Source organism: Acidimicrobiales bacterium, from assembly GCA_035294085.1.
GTDB lineage: Bacteria > Actinomycetota > Acidimicrobiia > Acidimicrobiales > Bog-793 > DATGLP01.
Window position 1 is genome coordinate 40,404 of the sequence record DATGLP010000008.1, and the last position, 18,304, is coordinate 58,707.

General features: G+C 76.1%; 13 protein-coding genes. 11 read left to right on the forward strand and 2 right to left on the reverse strand.

Annotated features, from left to right (window positions below; all coding sequences use genetic code 11):
* The first annotated feature begins 29 nt into the window (after positions 1-29).
* Genes VKV23_02780 through VKV23_02795 form a run of 4 tightly spaced genes read left to right on the forward strand, consistent with a single transcriptional unit; the run spans position 30 to position 7,234 of the window.
* Positions 30-1,151: a GuaB3 family IMP dehydrogenase-related protein gene (locus tag VKV23_02780; GenBank protein HLI14961.1), complete on the forward strand. Its 1,122-nt coding sequence runs from the start codon at positions 30-32 to the stop codon at positions 1,149-1,151.
* The gene (locus VKV23_02785) at positions 1,148-3,535 is read left to right on the forward strand and encodes a hypothetical protein (GenBank protein ID HLI14962.1); all 2,388 of its coding nucleotides are present in this window, start codon (positions 1,148-1,150) and stop codon (positions 3,533-3,535) included. The genes VKV23_02780 and VKV23_02785 overlap by 4 nt, the downstream gene beginning before the upstream one ends.
* Entirely contained in the window at positions 3,528-5,066 is a 1,539-nt protein-coding gene (gene guaA / locus VKV23_02790) for a glutamine-hydrolyzing GMP synthase (GenBank protein HLI14963.1), read from the forward strand. Before VKV23_02785 ends, guaA begins: the two co-directional genes overlap by 8 nt.
* On the forward strand, positions 5,063-7,234 hold the full coding sequence (locus VKV23_02795) for a UvrD-helicase domain-containing protein (protein HLI14964.1): 2,172 nt from the start codon (positions 5,063-5,065) through the stop codon (positions 7,232-7,234). Before guaA ends, VKV23_02795 begins: the two co-directional genes overlap by 4 nt.
* Here the strand turns inward: VKV23_02795 and VKV23_02800 are convergent.
* Positions 7,212-8,840: a hypothetical protein gene (locus VKV23_02800; protein HLI14965.1), complete on the reverse strand. Its 1,629-nt coding sequence runs from the start codon at positions 8,838-8,840 to the stop codon at positions 7,212-7,214. The genes VKV23_02795 and VKV23_02800 overlap by 23 nt on opposite strands.
* A gap of 643 nt (positions 8,841-9,483) precedes the next feature.
* Here VKV23_02800 and sucC point away from each other — a divergent pair.
* The 7 genes from sucC to icd all read left to right on the forward strand — a co-directional run bounded on the left by sucC (position 9,484) and on the right by icd (position 16,971).
* Positions 9,484-10,632: an ADP-forming succinate--CoA ligase subunit beta gene (gene sucC, locus VKV23_02805; protein ID HLI14966.1), complete on the forward strand. Its 1,149-nt coding sequence runs from the start codon at positions 9,484-9,486 to the stop codon at positions 10,630-10,632.
* Positions 10,629-11,516, forward strand: a complete 888-nt coding sequence (gene sucD, locus VKV23_02810) for a succinate--CoA ligase subunit alpha (protein ID HLI14967.1) — start codon at positions 10,629-10,631, stop codon at positions 11,514-11,516. The genes sucC and sucD overlap by 4 nt, the downstream gene beginning before the upstream one ends.
* A 254-nt stretch (positions 11,517-11,770) precedes the next feature.
* Positions 11,771-12,355 (forward strand): phosphoribosylglycinamide formyltransferase, encoded by a 585-nt coding sequence (gene purN / locus VKV23_02815; GenBank protein HLI14968.1) that lies wholly within the window; start codon positions 11,771-11,773, stop codon positions 12,353-12,355.
* Entirely contained in the window at positions 12,352-13,869 is a 1,518-nt protein-coding gene (gene purH, locus VKV23_02820; GenBank protein ID HLI14969.1) for a bifunctional phosphoribosylaminoimidazolecarboxamide formyltransferase/IMP cyclohydrolase, read from the forward strand. The genes purN and purH overlap by 4 nt, the downstream gene beginning before the upstream one ends.
* A gap of 79 nt (positions 13,870-13,948) precedes the next feature.
* The gene (locus tag VKV23_02825) at positions 13,949-14,812 is read left to right on the forward strand and encodes a tetrahydrofolate dehydrogenase/cyclohydrolase catalytic domain-containing protein (protein HLI14970.1); all 864 of its coding nucleotides are present in this window, start codon (positions 13,949-13,951) and stop codon (positions 14,810-14,812) included.
* A 42-nt stretch (positions 14,813-14,854) separates the two neighbouring features.
* The gene (locus VKV23_02830; GenBank protein HLI14971.1) at positions 14,855-15,724 is read left to right on the forward strand and encodes a methylenetetrahydrofolate reductase; all 870 of its coding nucleotides are present in this window, start codon (positions 14,855-14,857) and stop codon (positions 15,722-15,724) included.
* Positions 15,725-15,774: 50 nt separating this feature from the next.
* Positions 15,775-16,971, forward strand: coding sequence for an NADP-dependent isocitrate dehydrogenase (gene icd / locus VKV23_02835; protein HLI14972.1), 1,197 nt, complete (start codon positions 15,775-15,777; stop codon positions 16,969-16,971).
* 11 nt (positions 16,972-16,982) lie between these two features.
* Here the strand turns inward: icd and aceA are convergent, their stop codons facing one another.
* The gene (aceA, locus tag VKV23_02840) at positions 16,983-18,269 is read right to left on the reverse strand and encodes an isocitrate lyase (GenBank protein ID HLI14973.1); all 1,287 of its coding nucleotides are present in this window, start codon (positions 18,267-18,269) and stop codon (positions 16,983-16,985) included.
* Positions 18,270-18,304 lie beyond the last annotated feature (35 nt).

Here is an 18,304-nt window from a genome sequence, read left to right on the forward strand (position 1 = left end):
GGTCCTCCGTCCGGCGGGGAGGGGCGCAGGTGGGCGAGGTGGACATCGGGCTCGGCAGGTCGGCGCGGGTCGGCTACGCCCTCGAGGACCTCGCCATCGTGCCCTCCCGCCGCACGCGCGACCCGGACGAGGTCGACCTCGGCTGGCAGCTCGACGCCTTCCGCCTCGAGCTGCCCGTGCTCGTCGCTCCCCTCGACGCCGTCGTGAGCCCGGCGAGCGCCGCGCTGGCCGGGCGGCTCGGGGCGCTCGCCGTCTTGGACCTCGAGGGCCTGTGGACGCGCCACGAGGACCCGGCGCCGCTGCTGGCCTCCCTCGCCGGCCTCGACCCCGAGCGTGCCGTCGCTCGCCTGCGGGAGCTGTACGCCGCGCCGGTGCGGCGCGACCTCCTCGTCGCGCGCATCGCCGAGCTGCGGGCCGCCGGCCTGAGCGCCGGGGCCGTGAGCCCGCGCTGCGTCGCCGAGCTCGGCCCCGCCCTCGTCGAGGCGGAGCTCGACCTCCTCGTCATCGCCGGCACCGTCGTGTCCGCCGAGCACGTGGCGAGGGGAGGCGAGCCCCTCAACCTGAAGCGCTTCATCCGGGAGCTCGACCTGCCGGTCGTCGTCGGCGGCTGCGCCTCCTACCAGGCCGCGCTCCACCTCATGCGCACCGGCGCGGTGGGCGTCCTCGTCGGCGTGCCGAGCGCGCCCGGCGAGCGCTGCGGGATCGAGCCGGTGCTCGGCATCGGCGCCCCGCTCGCCACCGCGATCGCCGACGCCGCGGCGGCGAGGACGCGCCACCTCGAAGAGACGGGCGTCTACGTCCAGGTGATCGCGACCGGCGGGCTGCGCACCGGGGCGGAGGTGGCCGTCGCCATCGCCTGCGGCGCGGACGCCGTGATGCTCGGCGCGCCCTTCGCCGCGGCTCGCGAGGCCCCCGGCGGCGGGGCGCTGTGGGGGGCGTCGGGCGCTCACCGCAGCCTCCCCCTCGGCGGGTGGTGGCGCGAGCCGGTGACGACCACCTTCGCCGAGCTGCTGCGCGGGCCGGCGCGGGCCGCGGACGGGCGGACGAACCTCGTCGGGGCGCTGCGCGCGGCGATGGCGCTGTGCGGCTACGCGAGCGTGCGCGAGCTCCACAAGGCCGAGCTCGTCCTGCGCCGGCCGCCCGGGCGGTGAGCGCGCCCGTGGCGCCGCCGGCGGTGGCGCCGGCGCCGGGGCGCCCGGGGCTCGGGCGGCTGCGGCGGTGGCGCCACCGAGACGACGCGCTCGCGATCGGCGGCCTGCTCCTCGTCACCGTCGCCTACCTCGCGCCGGCCTTCAAGGACGGCGCCGCCTTCGCCCCGGCGGACCTCGGGCGCGGCCTCTCGTTCCTCACGAGCCTCGCCCACGCGGCGCCGAACCACGACGTCGTGAACGGGGACATCATCACGCAGTCCCTGCCCTGGCACCTGCTCGACTGGCGCCTCGTGCACCGCGGGGAGCTCCCGCTGTGGAACGGGCTCGCGGGGACCGGGATGCCGCAGCTCCTCAACTTCGAGTCGGCCGCCCTCGCCCTGCCGACCCTCGTCTCCTACCTCTTCCCGCAGTCCCTCTCGTTCCTCGTGGCGGTCGCGGCGACGCTCTTCCTCGCCGGCTGCGGCGCCTACGTCTGCTGCCGGGTGCTCGGCGCCCGCCCCGGGCCGGCCGCGCTCGGCGGGGTCACCTTCATGCTCTCGGGCTTCTTCAGCGGCCGGCTCGGCTGGTCGATCACCGGCCCGTTCGCCTTCACGGGCTTCCTCGCCGCCTTCCTCCTCCTCGCCTACCGCCGGCCGGGGCTGCGCCACGTCGTCGGGCTCGCCGCGTCGGTCGCCTTCGCCGTCTACGGCGGCTTCCCGGAGGCCTACCCGCTCATCGCCATCGGCCTCGCGGCCTTCCTCGGCGTCGGGGGCCTCGCCGCCCTCGCCCAGGGCCGCCTCGAGCTCGCCGGGATCGGGCGCGCCCTCGCCGGCTCGCTCGCCGGCCTCGCCCTCGCGGCGCCGCTGTGGCTCGGCGGCCTGCCGCTGCTCCGGGCGTCGACGCGCTCGGGCGCCCACCTCTCGGCGGGCCTCCCGCTCTCGGCGCTCGCCCTCGTCGTCACCCAGGGCTACGACGGCCTCCCGCTCGGCACCCCGGCGCACCCGCAGGGCACCTACTTCGGGCCGCTCAACTACTTCGAGACCGCCGCGTACGTCGGGGTCGTCGCGCTCTTCCTCGCCGCCGTGGCGCTCCTCGCGGCCTGGCGCCGCCCCGCCGTCCTCGGTGCGGCGGCCGGCGCGCTCGCGTCGGCGCTCGTCGCCTACCAGCTCGGCAGCCACGCCCCCGTCCAGCGCCTCCTCGCCGACGTGGGGCTCGGGGCGGTCGCCGTCCAGCGCATGCTCGTCCTCCTCGCCTTCTTCCTCGCCGTGCTCGCCGCCCTCGGCGCCGAGGCGCTGTGGGCGCGCGCCGGCGAGCGCCGCCTGCGCGTCGCCTCGGGCCTCGCCCTCGCCCTCGCCGTGCTCGCCGTGGCCGCCCTGTGGGCGAAGTCCGGGGGGTCGCTCCCGCCGGCGGACGCGGCGGTGCGCCGGCGCTCGCTCGCCTGGCCGAGCGCGTCGCTCCTCGTCGTTGCGGCCGTCGCCCTGGCAGCTCGCGCCGGCCCCCGCCGGGCGCTCGGCCGCCAGGTGCGCGCCGCGCTGGCGGCGCTCACGGGGGGCGCGCAGGTGGCCTTCCTCCTCGTCGCGGGGGTGGGGATCAACTCCTACGCCCGCGACCCCTTCCCGGTGACGCCGGCCGTGGCCGCGCTCGCACGCCGGGTGGGCACCGGCCTCGTCGCCCTCGACGGCGGGAACGTCGCGTGCCCGAGCCCCGCCGGGGCGTGCGGCGTGCGCCAGTGGACGGACACGGGCCTGTACCCGGAGATGAACGTCGCCTACGGCATCGACGAGCTCGCCGTCCACGACCCGCTCATCCCGAAGGCGTACTTCGACGCCTGGCCGGTGCCCGACGCCGGCCAGGACGCCGGCGGGACGAACCTGTTCGCCCCGGCGGTGACGAGCGCGGCGCTCGCCCGCCGCTACGGCGCGGCCTACGTCCTCGCCGGCCCGCACCGGCCCGCACCGGCCGGAACGCGCCTCGTCGCGGCGATCCCGACGCACGCCGGCCGTCTCCGCCTCTACGCGGTGCCCGGCGCCAGCCGCTTCAGCCTCGAGGCGGGCGGGCGCGACCTCCCGGCGAGCGGCCGCTCCGCCGGCGACGCGGCCTACCAGGTCGCGCTCCCGGCGTCGAGCGGCGGCACGCTCGTCGCCCGCATCACCGCCGTGCCCGGCTGGCACGCGAGCGCCGGCGGGCGGCCGCTCGCCGTGCGGGCCGTCGACGGCCTGCTCGCCGTCGAGGTGCCGCCGGGCACGCGCTCGGTCACCCTCCGCTACTTCCCGGCGCTGCTCGGCGTCGGCTTCCTCCTCGCGCTCGTGGCGCTCGTCGCGCTCGTGCTGGCGGGCGTCCTCGGCCGCTTCGTCGCGCCCGGACGCCGCCGGCGGGGCTCGCTGGTAGCCTCGGCGGGTGGCTAGCGGCTTCGACACCGTCCTCGTCGTCGACTTCGGCGCCCAGTACGCGCAGCTGATCGCCCGGCGCGTCCGGGAGGCGCGCGTGCACTCGGAGATCGTCCCGCACACGCTGAGCGCCGCCGAGCTGGCGCGCCGGCGGCCGGCCGGGATCATCCTCTCGGGTGGCCCTCGCTCGGTCTACGCCGAGTCCGCCCCCGACCTCGACCCCGGCGTCTACCGCCTCGGCGTACCGCTGCTCGGCATCTGCTACGGCGCCCAGCTCATCGCCCGTCAGCTCGGCGGGGAGGTCGCCCGTACCGGCAGCGGCGAGTACGGGCGCACCCCCCTCGAGGTGACCGCCTCCTCGCCCCTGCTCGGCGCCGCGCCGGCGCGCCTCGACGTGTGGATGAGCCACGCGGACTCGATCGTCGCGGCGCCGCCCGGCTTCAGCGTGAGCGCTCGCACGGCCGAGGTCGCCGTCGCCGCCCTCGAGGACCGCGAGCGCAAGCTGTTCGGCGTGCAGTTCCACCCCGAGGTGGCGCACACCGAGCGCGGCCAGGAGCTCCTCGAGCGCTTCGTGCGCGACGTCTGCGGGTGCCGGCCCACCTGGACGCGCACCTCGGTCATCGAGCGCGCCGTCGAGGCGGTGCGCGCCCAGGTGGGCAGCGGCCGGGTGCTGTGCGCCCTGTCGGGCGGCGTCGACTCGGCGGTCACCGCGGCCCTCGTCCACAAGGCGGTGGGCGACCAGCTCACCTGCGTCTTCGTGGACACCGGGCTGCTGCGAGCCGGCGAGCCCGAGCAGGTCGAGGAGACCTTCCGCCGCCAGTTCGGGCTGGACCTCGTCCACGTGAAGGCGGCGGATCGCTTCTTCGCCGCGCTCGCGGGCGTCGTGGATCCCGAGGCGAAGCGCAAGGCGGTCGGCGAGCTGTTCGTCCGCATCTTCGAGGAGGTCGCGGCCGACCTGCCCGACGCGTCCTACCTCGCCCAGGGGACGCTGTACCCGGACGTGATCGAGTCCGGCTCGGCCCACGCGGCGACGATCAAGTCGCACCACAACGTCGGGGGCCTGCCCGAGGAGATGGGCCTCGAGCTCGTCGAGCCGCTCCGGGACCTGTTCAAGGACGAGGTGCGGGCGATCGGCGAGGAGCTCGGCCTGCCCGAGGAGCTCGTGAGGCGCCAGCCCTTCCCCGGGCCCGGGCTCGCGGTGCGCGTCGTCGGCGAGGTGACCCCCGAGCGGGTCGCCACCGTGCGCGCCGCCGACGCGATCGTCCTCGAGGAGGTGCGCCGTGCCGGGCTCGACGGCCGGCTGTGGCAGGCCTTCGCCGTCCTCCTCGGCCTGCGCTCGGTCGGCGTCATGGGCGACGAGCGCACCTACGCGCACCCGGTCGTCGTGCGTGCCGTCGAGAGCGAGGACGCGATGACGGCGGACTGGGCCCGGCTTCCCGCCGAGCTGCTCGAGCGCATCTCGAGCCGCATCGTGAACGAGGTGCCCGGCGTCAACCGGGTGTGCTACGACGTCACGTCGAAGCCGCCGGGCACGATCGAGTGGGAGTGAGCGCGACGCCGGTACCCGAGACCGCCGGCCCCCGGCGCGCCGCCTTCCTCGAGGGCCTCAACCCGGCCCAGCTCGAGGCGGTGACCTACGACGGCGGCCCGCTCGTCGTCCTCGCCGGCGCCGGCTCGGGCAAGACGCGCGTGCTCACCCGGCGCATCGCCCGCCTCGTCGCGGACGGCGTCGCGCCGTGGCGCATCCTCGCCATCACCTTCACGAACAAGGCCGCCGACGAGATGCGCCGGCGCGTCGTCGACCTCGTCGGCGAGGCAGCCGAGGAGATGTGGCTCGCCACCTTCCACGCGGCGTGCGCGCGCATCCTGCGGCGCGAGGCGCCCCGCCTCGGCTACCGGCCGGGCTTCACCATCTACGACGAGGGCGACCAGCGCCGCCTCGTCGAGCACGTGCTCGAGGCGCTCGGCCTCGACACGCGCCGCTACGCGGCGCGCGCCGTGGTCGGCGCGATCAGCCGGGCGAAGGCCGCCCTCCTCGACCCGACGGCGTACGCGGCGCGCGCCACGACGCCCTTCGAGGAGGTGGTCGCCGAGGTCTTCGCCGTCTACGACCGCCGGCTGCGCGCGGCGAACGCCTTCGACTTCGACGACCTGCTTGGCGTGACGCTGCGCCTGCTCGCCGGGGACGAGGAGGTCGCCGAGCGCTACGCGGGGCGCTTCAGCCACCTCCTCGTCGACGAGTACCAGGACACGAGCTACGTCCAGGGCGAGCTCGTGGCCCTCCTCGGGGCGCGCCACCGCAACGTCTGCGTCGTCGGCGACCCGGACCAGTCGATCTACGGCTTTCGCGGGGCCGAGGTGCGCAACCTCCTCGACTTCGAGCGCGCCTTCCCCGAGGCGCGCACCATCGTCCTGGACCAGAACTACCGGTCGACGACGACGATCCTCGACGCGGCGAACGCCGTGATCGGCAACAACGTGGCGCGCGAGGACAAGCGCCTGTGGAGCGCCCTCGGGCGCGGCGAGCCCGTCGCCTGCTACCGCGCCGGCGACGAGCGCGACGAGGCGACCTTCGTGGCGGGCGAGATCGCCGCGCTCGCCCGCGCCGGCTCGCGCCTCGGCGACATCGCCGTCTTCTACCGGACGAACGCCCAGAGCCGGGCGATCGAGCAGGCGCTGGCGGACCGCGGCATCCCCTACAAGGTGGTCGGGGGCACCCGCTTCTACGACCGCCGGGAGGTGCGCGACGCGCTCGCGTTCTGCCGGCTGGCGGCGAACCCCGACGACGAGGTCGCCCTGCGCCGGGTGGTGAACGTGCCGCCGCGAGGCATCGGCGCGACGACGCTGCGGCGCCTCGAGGAGCTCGCGGCGAGCGAGGGCCTCTCCTTCGCCGCCGCGCTCGAGCGCCACGGCGCGGCGAAGGTGACCGGCCGGGCGGCGGCCGGCGTCGAGGCCTTCCTCGCCCTGCGCCGCCTGCTCGCCGAGCTCGCGCCCGAGCGCCCCGACAAGGTGCTCGCGACGGCCCTCGAGCGCAGCGGCTACCTCGCGGCCCTCGAGGCGGAGGCGGAGGGGCCCGCCGGGCACGAGGCAGCGGGGCGCCTCGAGAACCTCGCCGAGCTCGCCGGCGTCGCGGCCGGCTTCGAGGACCTCGAGTCCTTCCTCGCCGCGACCTCCCTCGTCGCGGCGGCCGACGAGCTCGACGACTCGGGGGGACGGGTCGCCCTCATGACCCTGCACGCGGCCAAGGGCCTCGAGTTCGGCACCGTCTTCCTCACCGGCATGGAGGAGGGCGTCTTCCCCCACGGCCGGGCGCTCGAGGACCCCGACGACCTCGAGGAGGAGCGGCGGCTGTGCTACGTGGGGATCACCCGCGCCCGCCAGCGCCTCTACCTCACCCACACCTACCAGCGCACCCTCTTCGGCCAGACCCGCGACAGCCTCGTCAGCCGCTTCCTGCGGGAGATCCCCGCCGAGCTGCGCACCGAGGTGGGCGCCCCCGCCCCGGCCCCGCGGCCCGCGCCGGCCGAGCGCGCCGGCACGACCGGCGCCGAGGCGCTCGGGCTCGTGCCGGGCGACCGGGTCGTGCACGCCCGCTGGGGCGAGGGCCGGGTCGTCGCGACCCGCGGCGAGGGAGAGCGCGCCGAGGCGACGATCGCCTTCCCCGGGCGCGGCGAGCGGCGCTTCCTCCTCGCCCTCACCCCCCTCGAGCGGGCCTGAGCGGGCTGCGCCGGGCGTAGAGGGCGAGGGGGGCGGGCACGGGCTCGAAGCGGGCGCGCAGCTCGGCGCGAAGCGCCGGGGTCCAGGGCACCCGGAAGCTCGCGGGCGACTCGAGCAGGACGTAGTCGGCGCGCTCGAGCCAGGACCGCCACTGGCCGACGAGGGCCGCGGCGGGCACCCCGCCGCTCTGCGGGGGGTGCCTCGGGTCGAGGGCGAGCCAGTCGCCGGTCGAGTCGACGACGGCGGGGCAGCCCGGGCGGGCGGCGAGGAAGCGGTCGGCGGTGATCGTGAGGATGGCCGCGTCCGTGAGGACGCACGCGCCGGGGGGGATCGCGTCCATGAGGAGCGGCCCGGGGTCGCCGGTGCGAGCCGTCGCCGCGGCGACGAAGCCGGCGGTCGCCGCGGCGACGAGGCCGACGCCCGCGAGCAGCGCGGCGGCGGCGACGGCGCCAGCGGCCGCGCCGGCGCGGCGCGCCCGGCGCGAGCGGGCGAGCGCGCCGGCGAGGCGGACGGCGCGCGCCGCGGCGCAGCCGGCGGCGGGGGCGAGGAAGGCCCAGGCGAAGTAGACGTAGTGGGCGTAGTACTCGGGGGGGACGAAGATCGCGCCGACCACGGCGAGGCCGCTGGCGAGGGCGAAGCACTCCGCCGCGTCGGCGCGTCGGGCGAGGGCGGGCGCCAGGCTGCCGGCGCCGAGCGCCGCGAGCTCCGCCGCGCCGACGACGTCGGGCAGGAGCGACGTCGAGTTCGGGGAGAAGGCGCTCGACAGCCCCCGGAGTCCGGTCAGCCCCCAGAGCCGGTCGCGCACGGGCGAGCGCCGGCGCGTCGCGTGGCGCAGGAGCTGGGACGTGACGACGTCGTGGGCGAAGGCGTGGGGGGCGAGGAGCGCGAAGGGGAGCACGAGGGCGCCCGCCCCGGCGAGGGTGCCGGCGGCGAAGGGGAGGAGGCGCCGGGGCCCTCGGGTGGCGAGGACGAGGCAGGCCAGCGCGATCGGCGCCAGCGCGAAGAGCTTCACCGCGACCGCGACGCCGAAGGCGAGGCCGCCCGCCGCGAGGCGCCGCGGCGAGGCCGGCGCGCCCGACGAGAAGGCGAGGTTGGCACCGAGCAGGCAGAACAGTGCGCAGTAGGGCTCGAGCATGACGGTGCGCAGCGCGAAGTAGGCGGTGGGGAGGACGGCGAGCACCGTGCCGGCGGTCGCCGCGGCGACGAGGCCACGGTGGCGCACGAGGAAGGCGGCGAGGAAGGCGTTCAGCCCCCCGACGAGCGCCGTCGCGACGCGCGCCCACGCGAGCGCCTCACGGGTCCCGACGAGGTGGGCGAGGCCGGCGAAGGGGCTGAGCAGGAGGGCGATGCCGGGCGGCTGGAGGAAGACGAAGTCCCGGTAGGGGAGGAGGCCGCTCGTGAGGCGCAGCGAGGCGCCGAAGTTGACCCCGTCGTCGTACTCGAGCACCCCGTAGAGGGCGTTGTGGGCGCCGAGGTGCGCGAGGGCGAGCGCTGCGCCGAGCAGGCCGACCGCACCGAGCACCGCCGCGCGCGCGGCGCGCCCCCCGCCCGGGCGGGCAGGCCGCGCGCTCCGGGGCGCGTCGAGGGCGAGCGGTCCGGCGCGCACCTCGGGATGGTAGCCGGGGGCTCGGGAGGCGGCCGAGGCACTCGCCGTGGGCGCGTGACCGGGCCGGGCGCCCGGCGCCCGACCCGCCGGCGCGACGACGGGGCACGCTCGCGAGGTGCCGCTCGGCGTCGCGACCGCAGAACGGCGATCGTGAGGCGGCGCGACGGCGTGGCGAAAGCTGGGGGAGCCTGCTCGGCAGCAGCGTTCAACGGCTCTGATCGACGTCGTCGCGATGTCCGTGCACACTGGCCCTCATCGGCGAGCTCGGCGGCAGCCGGCTTCCTCGCCGAGGAGCACGGCGTCGACGTGCAGGCGATCCGCCGGCGCTGCCTGGGCGTCGCGGCGCGAGCCCGGGCCGGGCGGCACCTCGTTCCACCCCGTCGGCTTCGCCGCGCTGCGCGCGCTTCGAGCCGGCGTGCGCCGACGCGCTCGCGCAGGAGGCGCTCGAGCGCCCGGTCGACGACGAGGAGCTCGTGGCGGCAACCTGCGACGCGCTCGGCGTCGAGCCGAGCCGTCTGGGCGCCTGAGCCCGGCGGCGGATTGGGAGCCGAATCCGCCGCTGCGTAGTATTGGCCCGCACCCCGAGGCCGGAGCCGCCGCTCGAGATGGGTCGCGGGCCGCTGTTCGTCGCGAGGAGGCGCTCGTGGACCTGTTCGAGTACCAGGGCAAGCGGTACTTCGCCCGCTACGGCATCCCGGTCTCCGAGGGCGACATCGCGGACACGGTCGACGAGGCGGTCTCGGTCGCCGGCCGCCTCGGGTACCCGGTCGTCGTGAAGGCGCAGGTCCTCGTCGGCGGACGCGGCAAGGCGGGCGGGGTCCGACTGGCAGCCGACGAAGCCGAGGTCCGCGCCAACGCGGCGGCGATCCTCGGCCTCGACATCCGGGGACATCGCGTCCGCCGGCTCTGGCTCGAGCGGGCCTCGGAGATCGCCGCCGAGTACTACGTGAGCTGCACGCTCGATCGCGCCGCGAGGAGCCACCTCGTCCTGTGCTCGGCGCGCGGCGGCGTCGACATCGAGGAGGTGGCGGCGAGCGACCCGGGCGCCATCGCCCGCCGCCTCGTCGACCCGCTCGACGGCCTGTCGGCCGAGGAGGCCGAGGCGCTCGCCGAGGAGGCCGGGATCGACCTCGGGGCCCGCCGAGGCGTCGCTCGCGTCCTCGTCGACGCCTACCGCTGCTACGTCGAGGGCGACTGCGACCTCGTCGAGATCAACCCGCTCATCTTCACCCCCGACGGCCGGGTCCACGCGCTCGACGCCAAGGTGACCCTCGACGACGCCGCGGCGTTCCGCCACCCCGAGTGGGCGGAGTTCGCGAGCTTCGACGAGCTCGACGCGCGCGACCGGCTCGCGAGGGAGAAGGGGCTGCAGTACGTCGGGCTGGACGGCTACGTCGGGATCATCGCCAACGGCGCCGGGCTCGCGATGAGCACGTGCGACGTCGTCGAGCAGGTCGGGGCAGAGCCCGCCAACTTCCTGGACATCGGCGGCGGGGCGAGCGCGGAGCAGATGGCGACGGCGCTCGAGGTCATCAGCAGCGACCCGAAGGTGCGCTCCATCCTCATCAACATCTTCGGCGGGATCACCCGGGGCGAGGAGGTGGCGAACGGGATCGTCCAGGCGCTCGGGCGAGTCGACATCGCTGCCCCGATCGTCGTGCGCCTCGACGGGACGAACGCCGAGGAGGGCCGGGCGATCCTCGCCCGGCACGCCTCGGGCCGCCTGCGCACCTGCGCCACGATGGTCGAGGCGGCGCGCACCGCCGGCGAGCTCGCGAGGGCGGCGCGGTGAGCATCTTCGTCGACCGGGAGACGCGCGTCGTCGTCCAGGGCGTGAGCCCGACGAGCCAGGGCCTCTACCACGCGCTGCGCAACCGCGCCTACGGCACGGCCGTCGTCGCCGGCACGAACCCGCGCCGGGGCGGCGAGGTCATCGAGGGCATCCCCGTCTACGCGACGGTGCGCGAGGCGGTGGCCGAGACCGGGGCGAACGCCTCCTTCATCGCCGTGCCGCCGGCCGGCGCCCCCGGCGCGATCCTCGAGGCCGCCGAGGCCGGGATCCCCTTCGTCGTGTGCATCACCGAGTTCATCCCCGCCAAGGACGAGGCGCTCGTCTTCGCGACGCTGCGGCGTCGGTACCCGGGGACCCGGCTCCTCGGGCCGAACTGCCCCGGCGTGATCAGCCCCGGGCAGGCGAACATCGGCATCACACCGAGCGACATCGCCCTCGGCGGCGGGCCCGTCGGCCTCGTCAGCCGCTCGGGCACCGTGTTCTACCAGGCACTCTACGACCTCACGCAGCACGGGGTCGGCCAGACGACGGGGGTCGGCATCGGCGGCGATCCCGTGCCCGGGACCGGCTTCATCGACGTGCTGGCTGCCTTCGAGGCGGACGAGGAGACGAGGGCCGTGCTCTTGATCGGGGAGATCGGCGGCTCGGAGGAAGAGCGCGCCGCGAGGTTCATCGCCGAGCAGATGACGAAGCCCGTCGTCGCCTACATCGCCGGGGTCACCGCGCCCGAAGGGCGCAAGATGGGGCACGCCGGCGCCATCGTCTCCGGCTCGCACGGCACCGCGCGCGCCAAGATGGAAGCCCTCGCGGCCGCGGGGGTCGAGGTGGCCCAGAACCCGACCGAGGCCGCCGAGCGCATGGTCGAGGTGGTCTCGAAGCTGTAGGTGCAGCAGGCCGCGCCCGGGCAGCGGCTGTCGCAGGTCCTCGCCGCCGCCGGGCGCCTCCGTGCCGCGGCGGGGCCGGTTGCCGGGCGCGAGGCGGCGCCGGCCCCGGCGCCGAGCGTGGGGCGCGGCGGTCGCCTCGCCGCTCGGAGCGGTCGCGGCGCGGCGCGCGCCGGGACGCGGAGCTGGCGCCCGGGGCGCCTGCCGCTGGTCCGTTGGCCAGGCTCGCACGCGTCGGGTCCCTGTAGGGTGCGTACGTGCGCGTCGCTGTGCTCGCGTCCGGGACCGGATCGCTCCTCGGGGCGATCGTCGAGGCAGGCCTGCCCGTCGTCGTCGCCGTCGTGGACCGCCCCTGCCCGGCAGAGTCCGTGGCGCGAGCGGCCGGCGTCGCCGTGCTCCGGGTGGAGCGCCGGGACTTCTCGCCGTCGTTCGATCGCGAGGCCTACACGAAGGAGCTCGTGGCGGCGCTCGAGGCCTACCGGGTCGACGTGCTCGCGATGGCCGGCTTCGGCACCGTGCTCGGCGCCGCGGCCCACGAGGCCTACCCCGGCCGCATCCTCAACACGCACCCGGCGCTGCTGCCGGCGTTCCGCGGCTGGCACGCGGTCGCGGACGCCCTGCGCGCCGGGGTGAAGGTGACGGGCTGCACCGTCCACGTCGCGACCCTCGAGGTCGACGCCGGGCCGATCCTCGCCCAGGAGGCGGTGCCCGTGCTGCCCGGCGACGACGAGGCGAGCCTGCACGAGCGGATCAAGGCCGTCGAGCGCCGGCTCTACCCGGCGACCATCGCCGAGTTCCTCGAGGGCCTCGAGGGCGCGGCGCGCGAAGGAGGTTCCCGGTGAGGGCGCTGCTGTCCGTCTACGACAAGACCGGGCTCGTCGCGTTCGCCCGCGGGCTCGAGGCGCTCGGCGTCGAGCTCGTCGCGAGCGGCAACACGGCTGCGGCGCTCGCCTCCGCCGGCGTCGCGCACCGCGAGGTGGCCGAGGTGACGGGGGCGCCCGAGATGCTCGGCGGTCGGGTGAAGACGCTCCACCCGGCGATCCACGGCGGCATCCTCGCCGACCGGGGCGACCCCACGCACCTCGCCGACCTCTCGGCGCGGGGCATCGAGCCGATCGACCTCGTCGTGTGCAACCTCTACCCGTTCGCCGCTGCGCCCTCCGTGGAGATGATCGACGTCGGCGGGCCCGCCATGGTGCGCGCCGCGGCGAAGAACCACGAGCACGTCGCGGTCGTCGTCGATCCCGCCGACTACGGCGAGGTCCTCGACGAGCTGCGCCGCGAGGGCGCGCTCAGCGCGCCGACCCGCCGGCGCCTGGCCCGCGCCGCCTTCGCGCACACCGCCGCCTACGACGCGGCCATCGTCGCGTGGTTCGACGAGGGCGCCGCCGACCCGCTGCCGCCGACGCTCCACCTCGCCCTCGAGCGCTGCCAGGAGCTGCGCTACGGCGAGAACCCCCACCAGGCCGCCGCCCGCTACCGGCGCGTCGGCGGGCCGGCGGGCTTCTGGGAGGGCGTCGTCCAGCACGGCGGGCGCGAGCTCTCCTACCTCAACCTCTTCGACGCCGAGGCCGCCTGGCGCCTCGTCCACGAGCTCGCCGCGCTCGAGCCGGGGGGCGCGGCGGCAGTGATCGTGAAGCACGCGAACCCCTGCGGCGCCGCCATCGCCCCGGACCTCGCGAGCGCGTACGCCCGCGCCGTGCAGGGGGACCCGCTCTCGGCCTTCGGGGGGATCGTCGCCCTGTCGGGGCCGGTCGACGCGGCCCTCGCCGAGGCCATCGCGGCGGGCCCGCTCGCGGACGTCCTCGTCGCCCCGTCGCTCGAGCCGGCGGCGGTCGAGGTCTTCGCCGCGAGGCGCAAGAACATGCGGACGCTCGTCGCCCCGGCCCCCTCGCCCGAGCCACTCTCGCTGCGCCAGGTGGCGGGCGGCTTCCTCGTGCAGGAGCCCGACCGCCTCCTCGCGGCCCGGTCCTCCTGGCGGGTCGTGACGAAGGCGGTGCCGAGCGAGGCGCAGTGGCGGGACCTCGAGCTCGCCTGGCGCGTGTGCGCGCGCACCGGCTCGAACGCGATCGTCCTGGCGCGAGACGGCGAGGTCGTCGGCGTCGGGGCCGGCCAGCAGAGCCGCGTCGACGCGGCCCTCCTCGCCGGACGCAAGGCCGCCGGCAGGGCAGCGGGCGGGGCCGGCGCGAGCGACGCCTTCTTCCCCTTCCGCGACGGGCTCGACGCCCTCGCCGACGCGGGGGTGGGCGCCGTCGTCCAGCCGGGCGGCTCGCTGCGCGACGACGAGGTGGTCGCCGCGGCCGACGAGCGCGGCCTCGCCATGGTGCTGACCGGGGAGCGCCACTTCCGCCACTGAGCGCGCTCCCGGGGAGGGTCGGGGCCGCCGCCTATCGTTGCGCTGTCCGGGCGCCTTGCCCGGCGGGGGAGGCAGGCCGGTGACCGCGATCGTGCTCGACGGCGACGCCCTTGCGAAGAGGATCCGCGCCGAGGTGGCCGAGGAGGCCGAGGCGATGGCACGCGCCGGGGTGCGGCCCGGCCTCGGCACGATCCTCGTCGGCGACGACCCGCGCAGCGCCCGCTACGTCGCGATGAAGCACGCGGACTGCGCCGAGGTCGGTATCGCCTCCTTCCACGAGGAGCTCCCGGCGAGCGCCACCCAGGCCGAGCTCGAGGCGGCGATCGAGCGCTTCAACTCGAACCCCGCCGTCGACGCCTACCTCGTCCAGCTCCCGCTGCCGTCGCACCTCGACGAGGAGGCGGCGCTGCGGGCCGTCGACCCGGACAAGGACGTCGACGGTCTGCACCCGGTCAACCTCGGCCGCCTCGTCATGGGCAGGCCCGGTCCGCTGCCGTGCACGCCGGCCGGCATCGTCGAGCTCCTCGCGGCCTACGAGGTGCCCGTCGAGGGGCGTCACGCGGTCGTCATCGGCCGCGGGCTCACGATCGGGCGCCCGCTCGCCCTCCTCCTCGCGCTCCGCCGGCCGGGCTGCAACGCCGCGGTCACCGTCGTGCACACCGGCGTGGCCGATCTCGGCGCCTACACCCGGCAGGCCGACGTGCTCGTCGCCGCGGCCGGCCAGGCGGGGCTCGTGACGAGGGACATGGTGAAGCCCGGCGCGGCCGTCGTCGCCGCGGGGGTGAGCTTCGACGGCCGTCGCCTGCTCTCCGACGTCGCCGACGACGTCGCAGAGGTCGCCGGCTGGCTCACGCCGCGCCTCGGCGGTGTCGGTCCGATGACGAGGGCGGAGCTCCTGCGCAACGCGATCGCCGCGGCCCGCCGGCGCCTCCCGCCCGCCTGAGGGTCCTGCCGGCTCGCCGGCAGGTGCGAGACTGGTCCACCCATGGCGCGCATCGTCGATCTCCTCGCGAGCGGGTGGTCGCTGTCGGTCGAGCTGTGGCCACCGCGCACCGAGGAGGCCGCGCGCCGCCTCGAGGCGACGCTCACGGGCCTGGAGGCGCTGCACCCGACCTTCGCCTCCATCACCTACGGCGCGGCCGGCTCGACGCGCGAGCGCACGCACGAGCTCGTGCTCGCGATCCAGCGAGCCGGGCGCATGACGCCGATGGCGCACCTCGTGTGCGCCGCGCACCGGCGGGCCGAGCTCGTCGACATCCTCACCCGCTACCGCGACCACGGCGTCGAGAACATCCTCGCGCTGCGCGGCGACCCGCCCCTCGACACCGAGGGCCCGCTGCCGGCGGGGGACCTGCGCCACGCCATCGAGCTCGTCGTGCTCGCGAAGTCGCTCGGCGACTTCTGCGTGGCCGTCGCCGCGCACCCCGAGGGCCACCCCGAGGCGCCGGACCTCGCGACGGACCGGGCGCACCTCGCCGAGAAGCTCGCCCTCGCCGACTTCGCGATCACGCAGTTCTTCTTCCGTGCCGACGACTACTTCGGCCTCGTCGCCGACCTCGAGGCTCGCGGCGTGCGCAAGCCGGTGCTGCCGGGCATCATGCCGGTGACGAACGTGCGCACCCTGAAGCGGATGGCCGAGCTGTCCGGCTGCACGATCCCGCCCGAGGTCGCCGGCCGCGTCGAGGCCGTGGCGGGCGACCCCGAGGCGGTCGTCGCCGTCGGCGTCGAGGTCGCGACCCGCCTCGGGGAGGAGCTCCTCGCCGGCGGCGTGCCGGGCCTGCACTTCTACACGATGAACCAGGTGCGGGCCACGCTCGCCATCTGCGAGAACCTCGGGATCGCGCGCCGCGCCTAGCGCGCTGGCTCGATGGGCGCCTCGCGCCGGCCCGGCGGTAGTGTCGGCGCATGGCCGACAAGATCACCATGGCGCCCGACGGCACCCTCTCGGTGCCCGACGAGCCGATCATCCCCTTCATCGCCGGCGACGGGACCGGGGTCGACATCTGGCCCGCCGCGCGCCTCGTCCTCGATGCGGCTGCCCGCAAGCACGGCAAGTCGATCGCCTGGAAGGAGGTGCTCGCCGGGGAGCGGGCGTTCCAGGAGACCGGGAGCTGGCTGCCCGACGAGACCGTCGAGGCCTTCCGGGAGCACCTGATCGGCATCAAGGGGCCGCTCACGACGCCGGTCGGGGGCGGGTTCCGGTCGCTCAACGTGGCGCTGCGCCAGCTCCTCGACCTGTACGTCTGCCTGCGGCCGGTGCGGTGGTTCACGGGCGTGCCCTCGCCGGTGCGCCATCCCGAGAAGGTCGACATGGTCATCTTCCGGGAGAACGTCGAGGACGTCTACGCCGGCTACGAGGTCCAGGAGGGGACCGAGCAGGCCCGCGAGCTCATCGAGCTGCTGCGCGAGCGCTTCGGCTTCGAGATCCGACCCGACTCGGGCGTGGGCATCAAGCCGATCTCCGAGTTCGGCTCGAAGCGCCTCGTCCGGGCGGCGATCCAGTACGCGCTGCGCCGCGGGCGCCGCAGCGTCACCCTCGTCCACAAGGGGAACATCCAGAAGTTCACCGAGGGCGCGTTCCGCAACTGGGGCTACGAGCTCGTGCGCGAGGAGTTCGCCGACGTCGCCGTCGGCTGGGACGACTGCGGGGGAAAGCCCGGCGAGCGCCTCCTCGTGAAGGACGTCATCGCCGACATCGCGTTCCAGCAGGTGCTCACCCGTCCCGACGAGTTCGACGTCATCGCGACGACGAACCTGAACGGCGACTACCTCTCCGACGCGCTCGCCGCCCAGGTCGGCGGGATCGGCATCGCCCCGGGGGCGAACGTCAACTACGTGACGGGCCATGGCGTCTTCGAGGCGACGCACGGGACCGCCCCTCGCTACGCGGGGCAGGACAAGGTGAACCCCGGCTCGGTGATCCTGTCGGGGGTGCTCATGTTCGAGCACCTGGGCTGGGACGGCCCGGCGCGCGACATCGTCGCGGCCCTCGAGGCGACGATCGCCGAGAAGATCGTCACCTACGACTTCGCCCGCCTCATGGAGGGGGCGAAGGAGGTGCGCTGCTCGGAGTTCGCCGAGGCCATCGTCGAGCGCCTCTAGGCGGGCGCCGCTCAGAACTGCTGCTCCTCGGTCGACCCGGCGAGGGCGAGCGTCGAGGAGCGGCCCGCCGAGACGACCCGCAGCAGCTCGTCGAACCAGCCGGCACCGACCTCCCGCTGGTGGCGCGTCGCCGTGTAGCCCTCCGCCTCGAGCGCGAGCTCGCGCCCTTGGAGGTCGACGTAGGCGGGCATGCCGTCGCGCGCGTAGCCGAGGGCGAGCTCGAAGGCCGACGCGTTCAGCGCGTGCCAGCCCGCGAGGGTGACGAACTGGAAGCGGTAGCCCATGGCGGCGAGCTCCTTCTGGAAGCGGGCGATCGTCTCGTCGTCGAGGTGCCGCCGCCAGTTGAACGAGGGCGAGCAGTTGTAGGCGAGGAGCTTGTCGGGGTACTGGGCCTTCACCGCCTCGGCGAAGCGGCGTGCCTCGGCGAGGTCGGGCGTCGAGGTCTCGCACCACAGCAGGTCGGCGTAGGGGGCGTAGGCGAGCGCGCGGGCGATCGCCGCCTCGAGGCCGGGGCGGCAGACGAAGTAGCCCTCGTCGGTGCGCTCGCCGGTGAGGAAGGGGCGGTCGCGCTCGTCGACGTCGCTCGTCACGAGGGCGGCGCCGAGCGCGTCGGTGCGCGCGATGAGCAGCGTCGGGACGTCCGCCACGTCCGCGGCGAGGCGTGCGGCGGCGAGCGTCCGCAGGTGCTGCGAGGTGGGCACGAGGACCTTGCCACCCATGTGGCCGCACTTCTTCGCCGAGGCGAGCTGGTCCTCGAAGTGCACGCCGGCCGCGCCTGCCTCGATCATGGCCCGCATCAGCTCGTAGGCGTTGAGCGGGCCGCCGAAGCCGGCCTCGGCGTCGGCGACGATCGGCACGAGCCAGTCGCGCCCCTCGACGGCGCCCCCACGCTCGAGGCGCTCGACCTCGTCGGCGCGCCGGAGGGCGTTGTTGAGCCGGCGGACGAGCGCGGGGACGCTGTTGGAGGGGTAGAGGCTCTGGTCGGGGTAGACCTCGCCGGCGAGGTTCGCGTCGGCGGCCACCTGCCAGCCCGACAGGTAGATGGCCTGCAGGCCGGCGCGCACCATCTCGACCGCCTGGGCACCGGTCATCGCGCCGAGCGCGGCGACGTAGTCCTGCGAGGACAGCAGCTCGAAGAGCCGCTCGGCGCCGCGGCGCGCGAGCGTGTGCTCGACGAGCACGGAGCTGCGCAGCCGGACGACGTCCGCCCCTCGGTAGGGGCGCTCGACCCCGCGCCAGCGAGGCGCCTCGCGCCAGCGCCGCTCGAGGGCCGCTGCCTCGTCCATGGTCCGGTCCATCGTCACCTCGCTTCGTCGCACGCCGGCACCAGCCC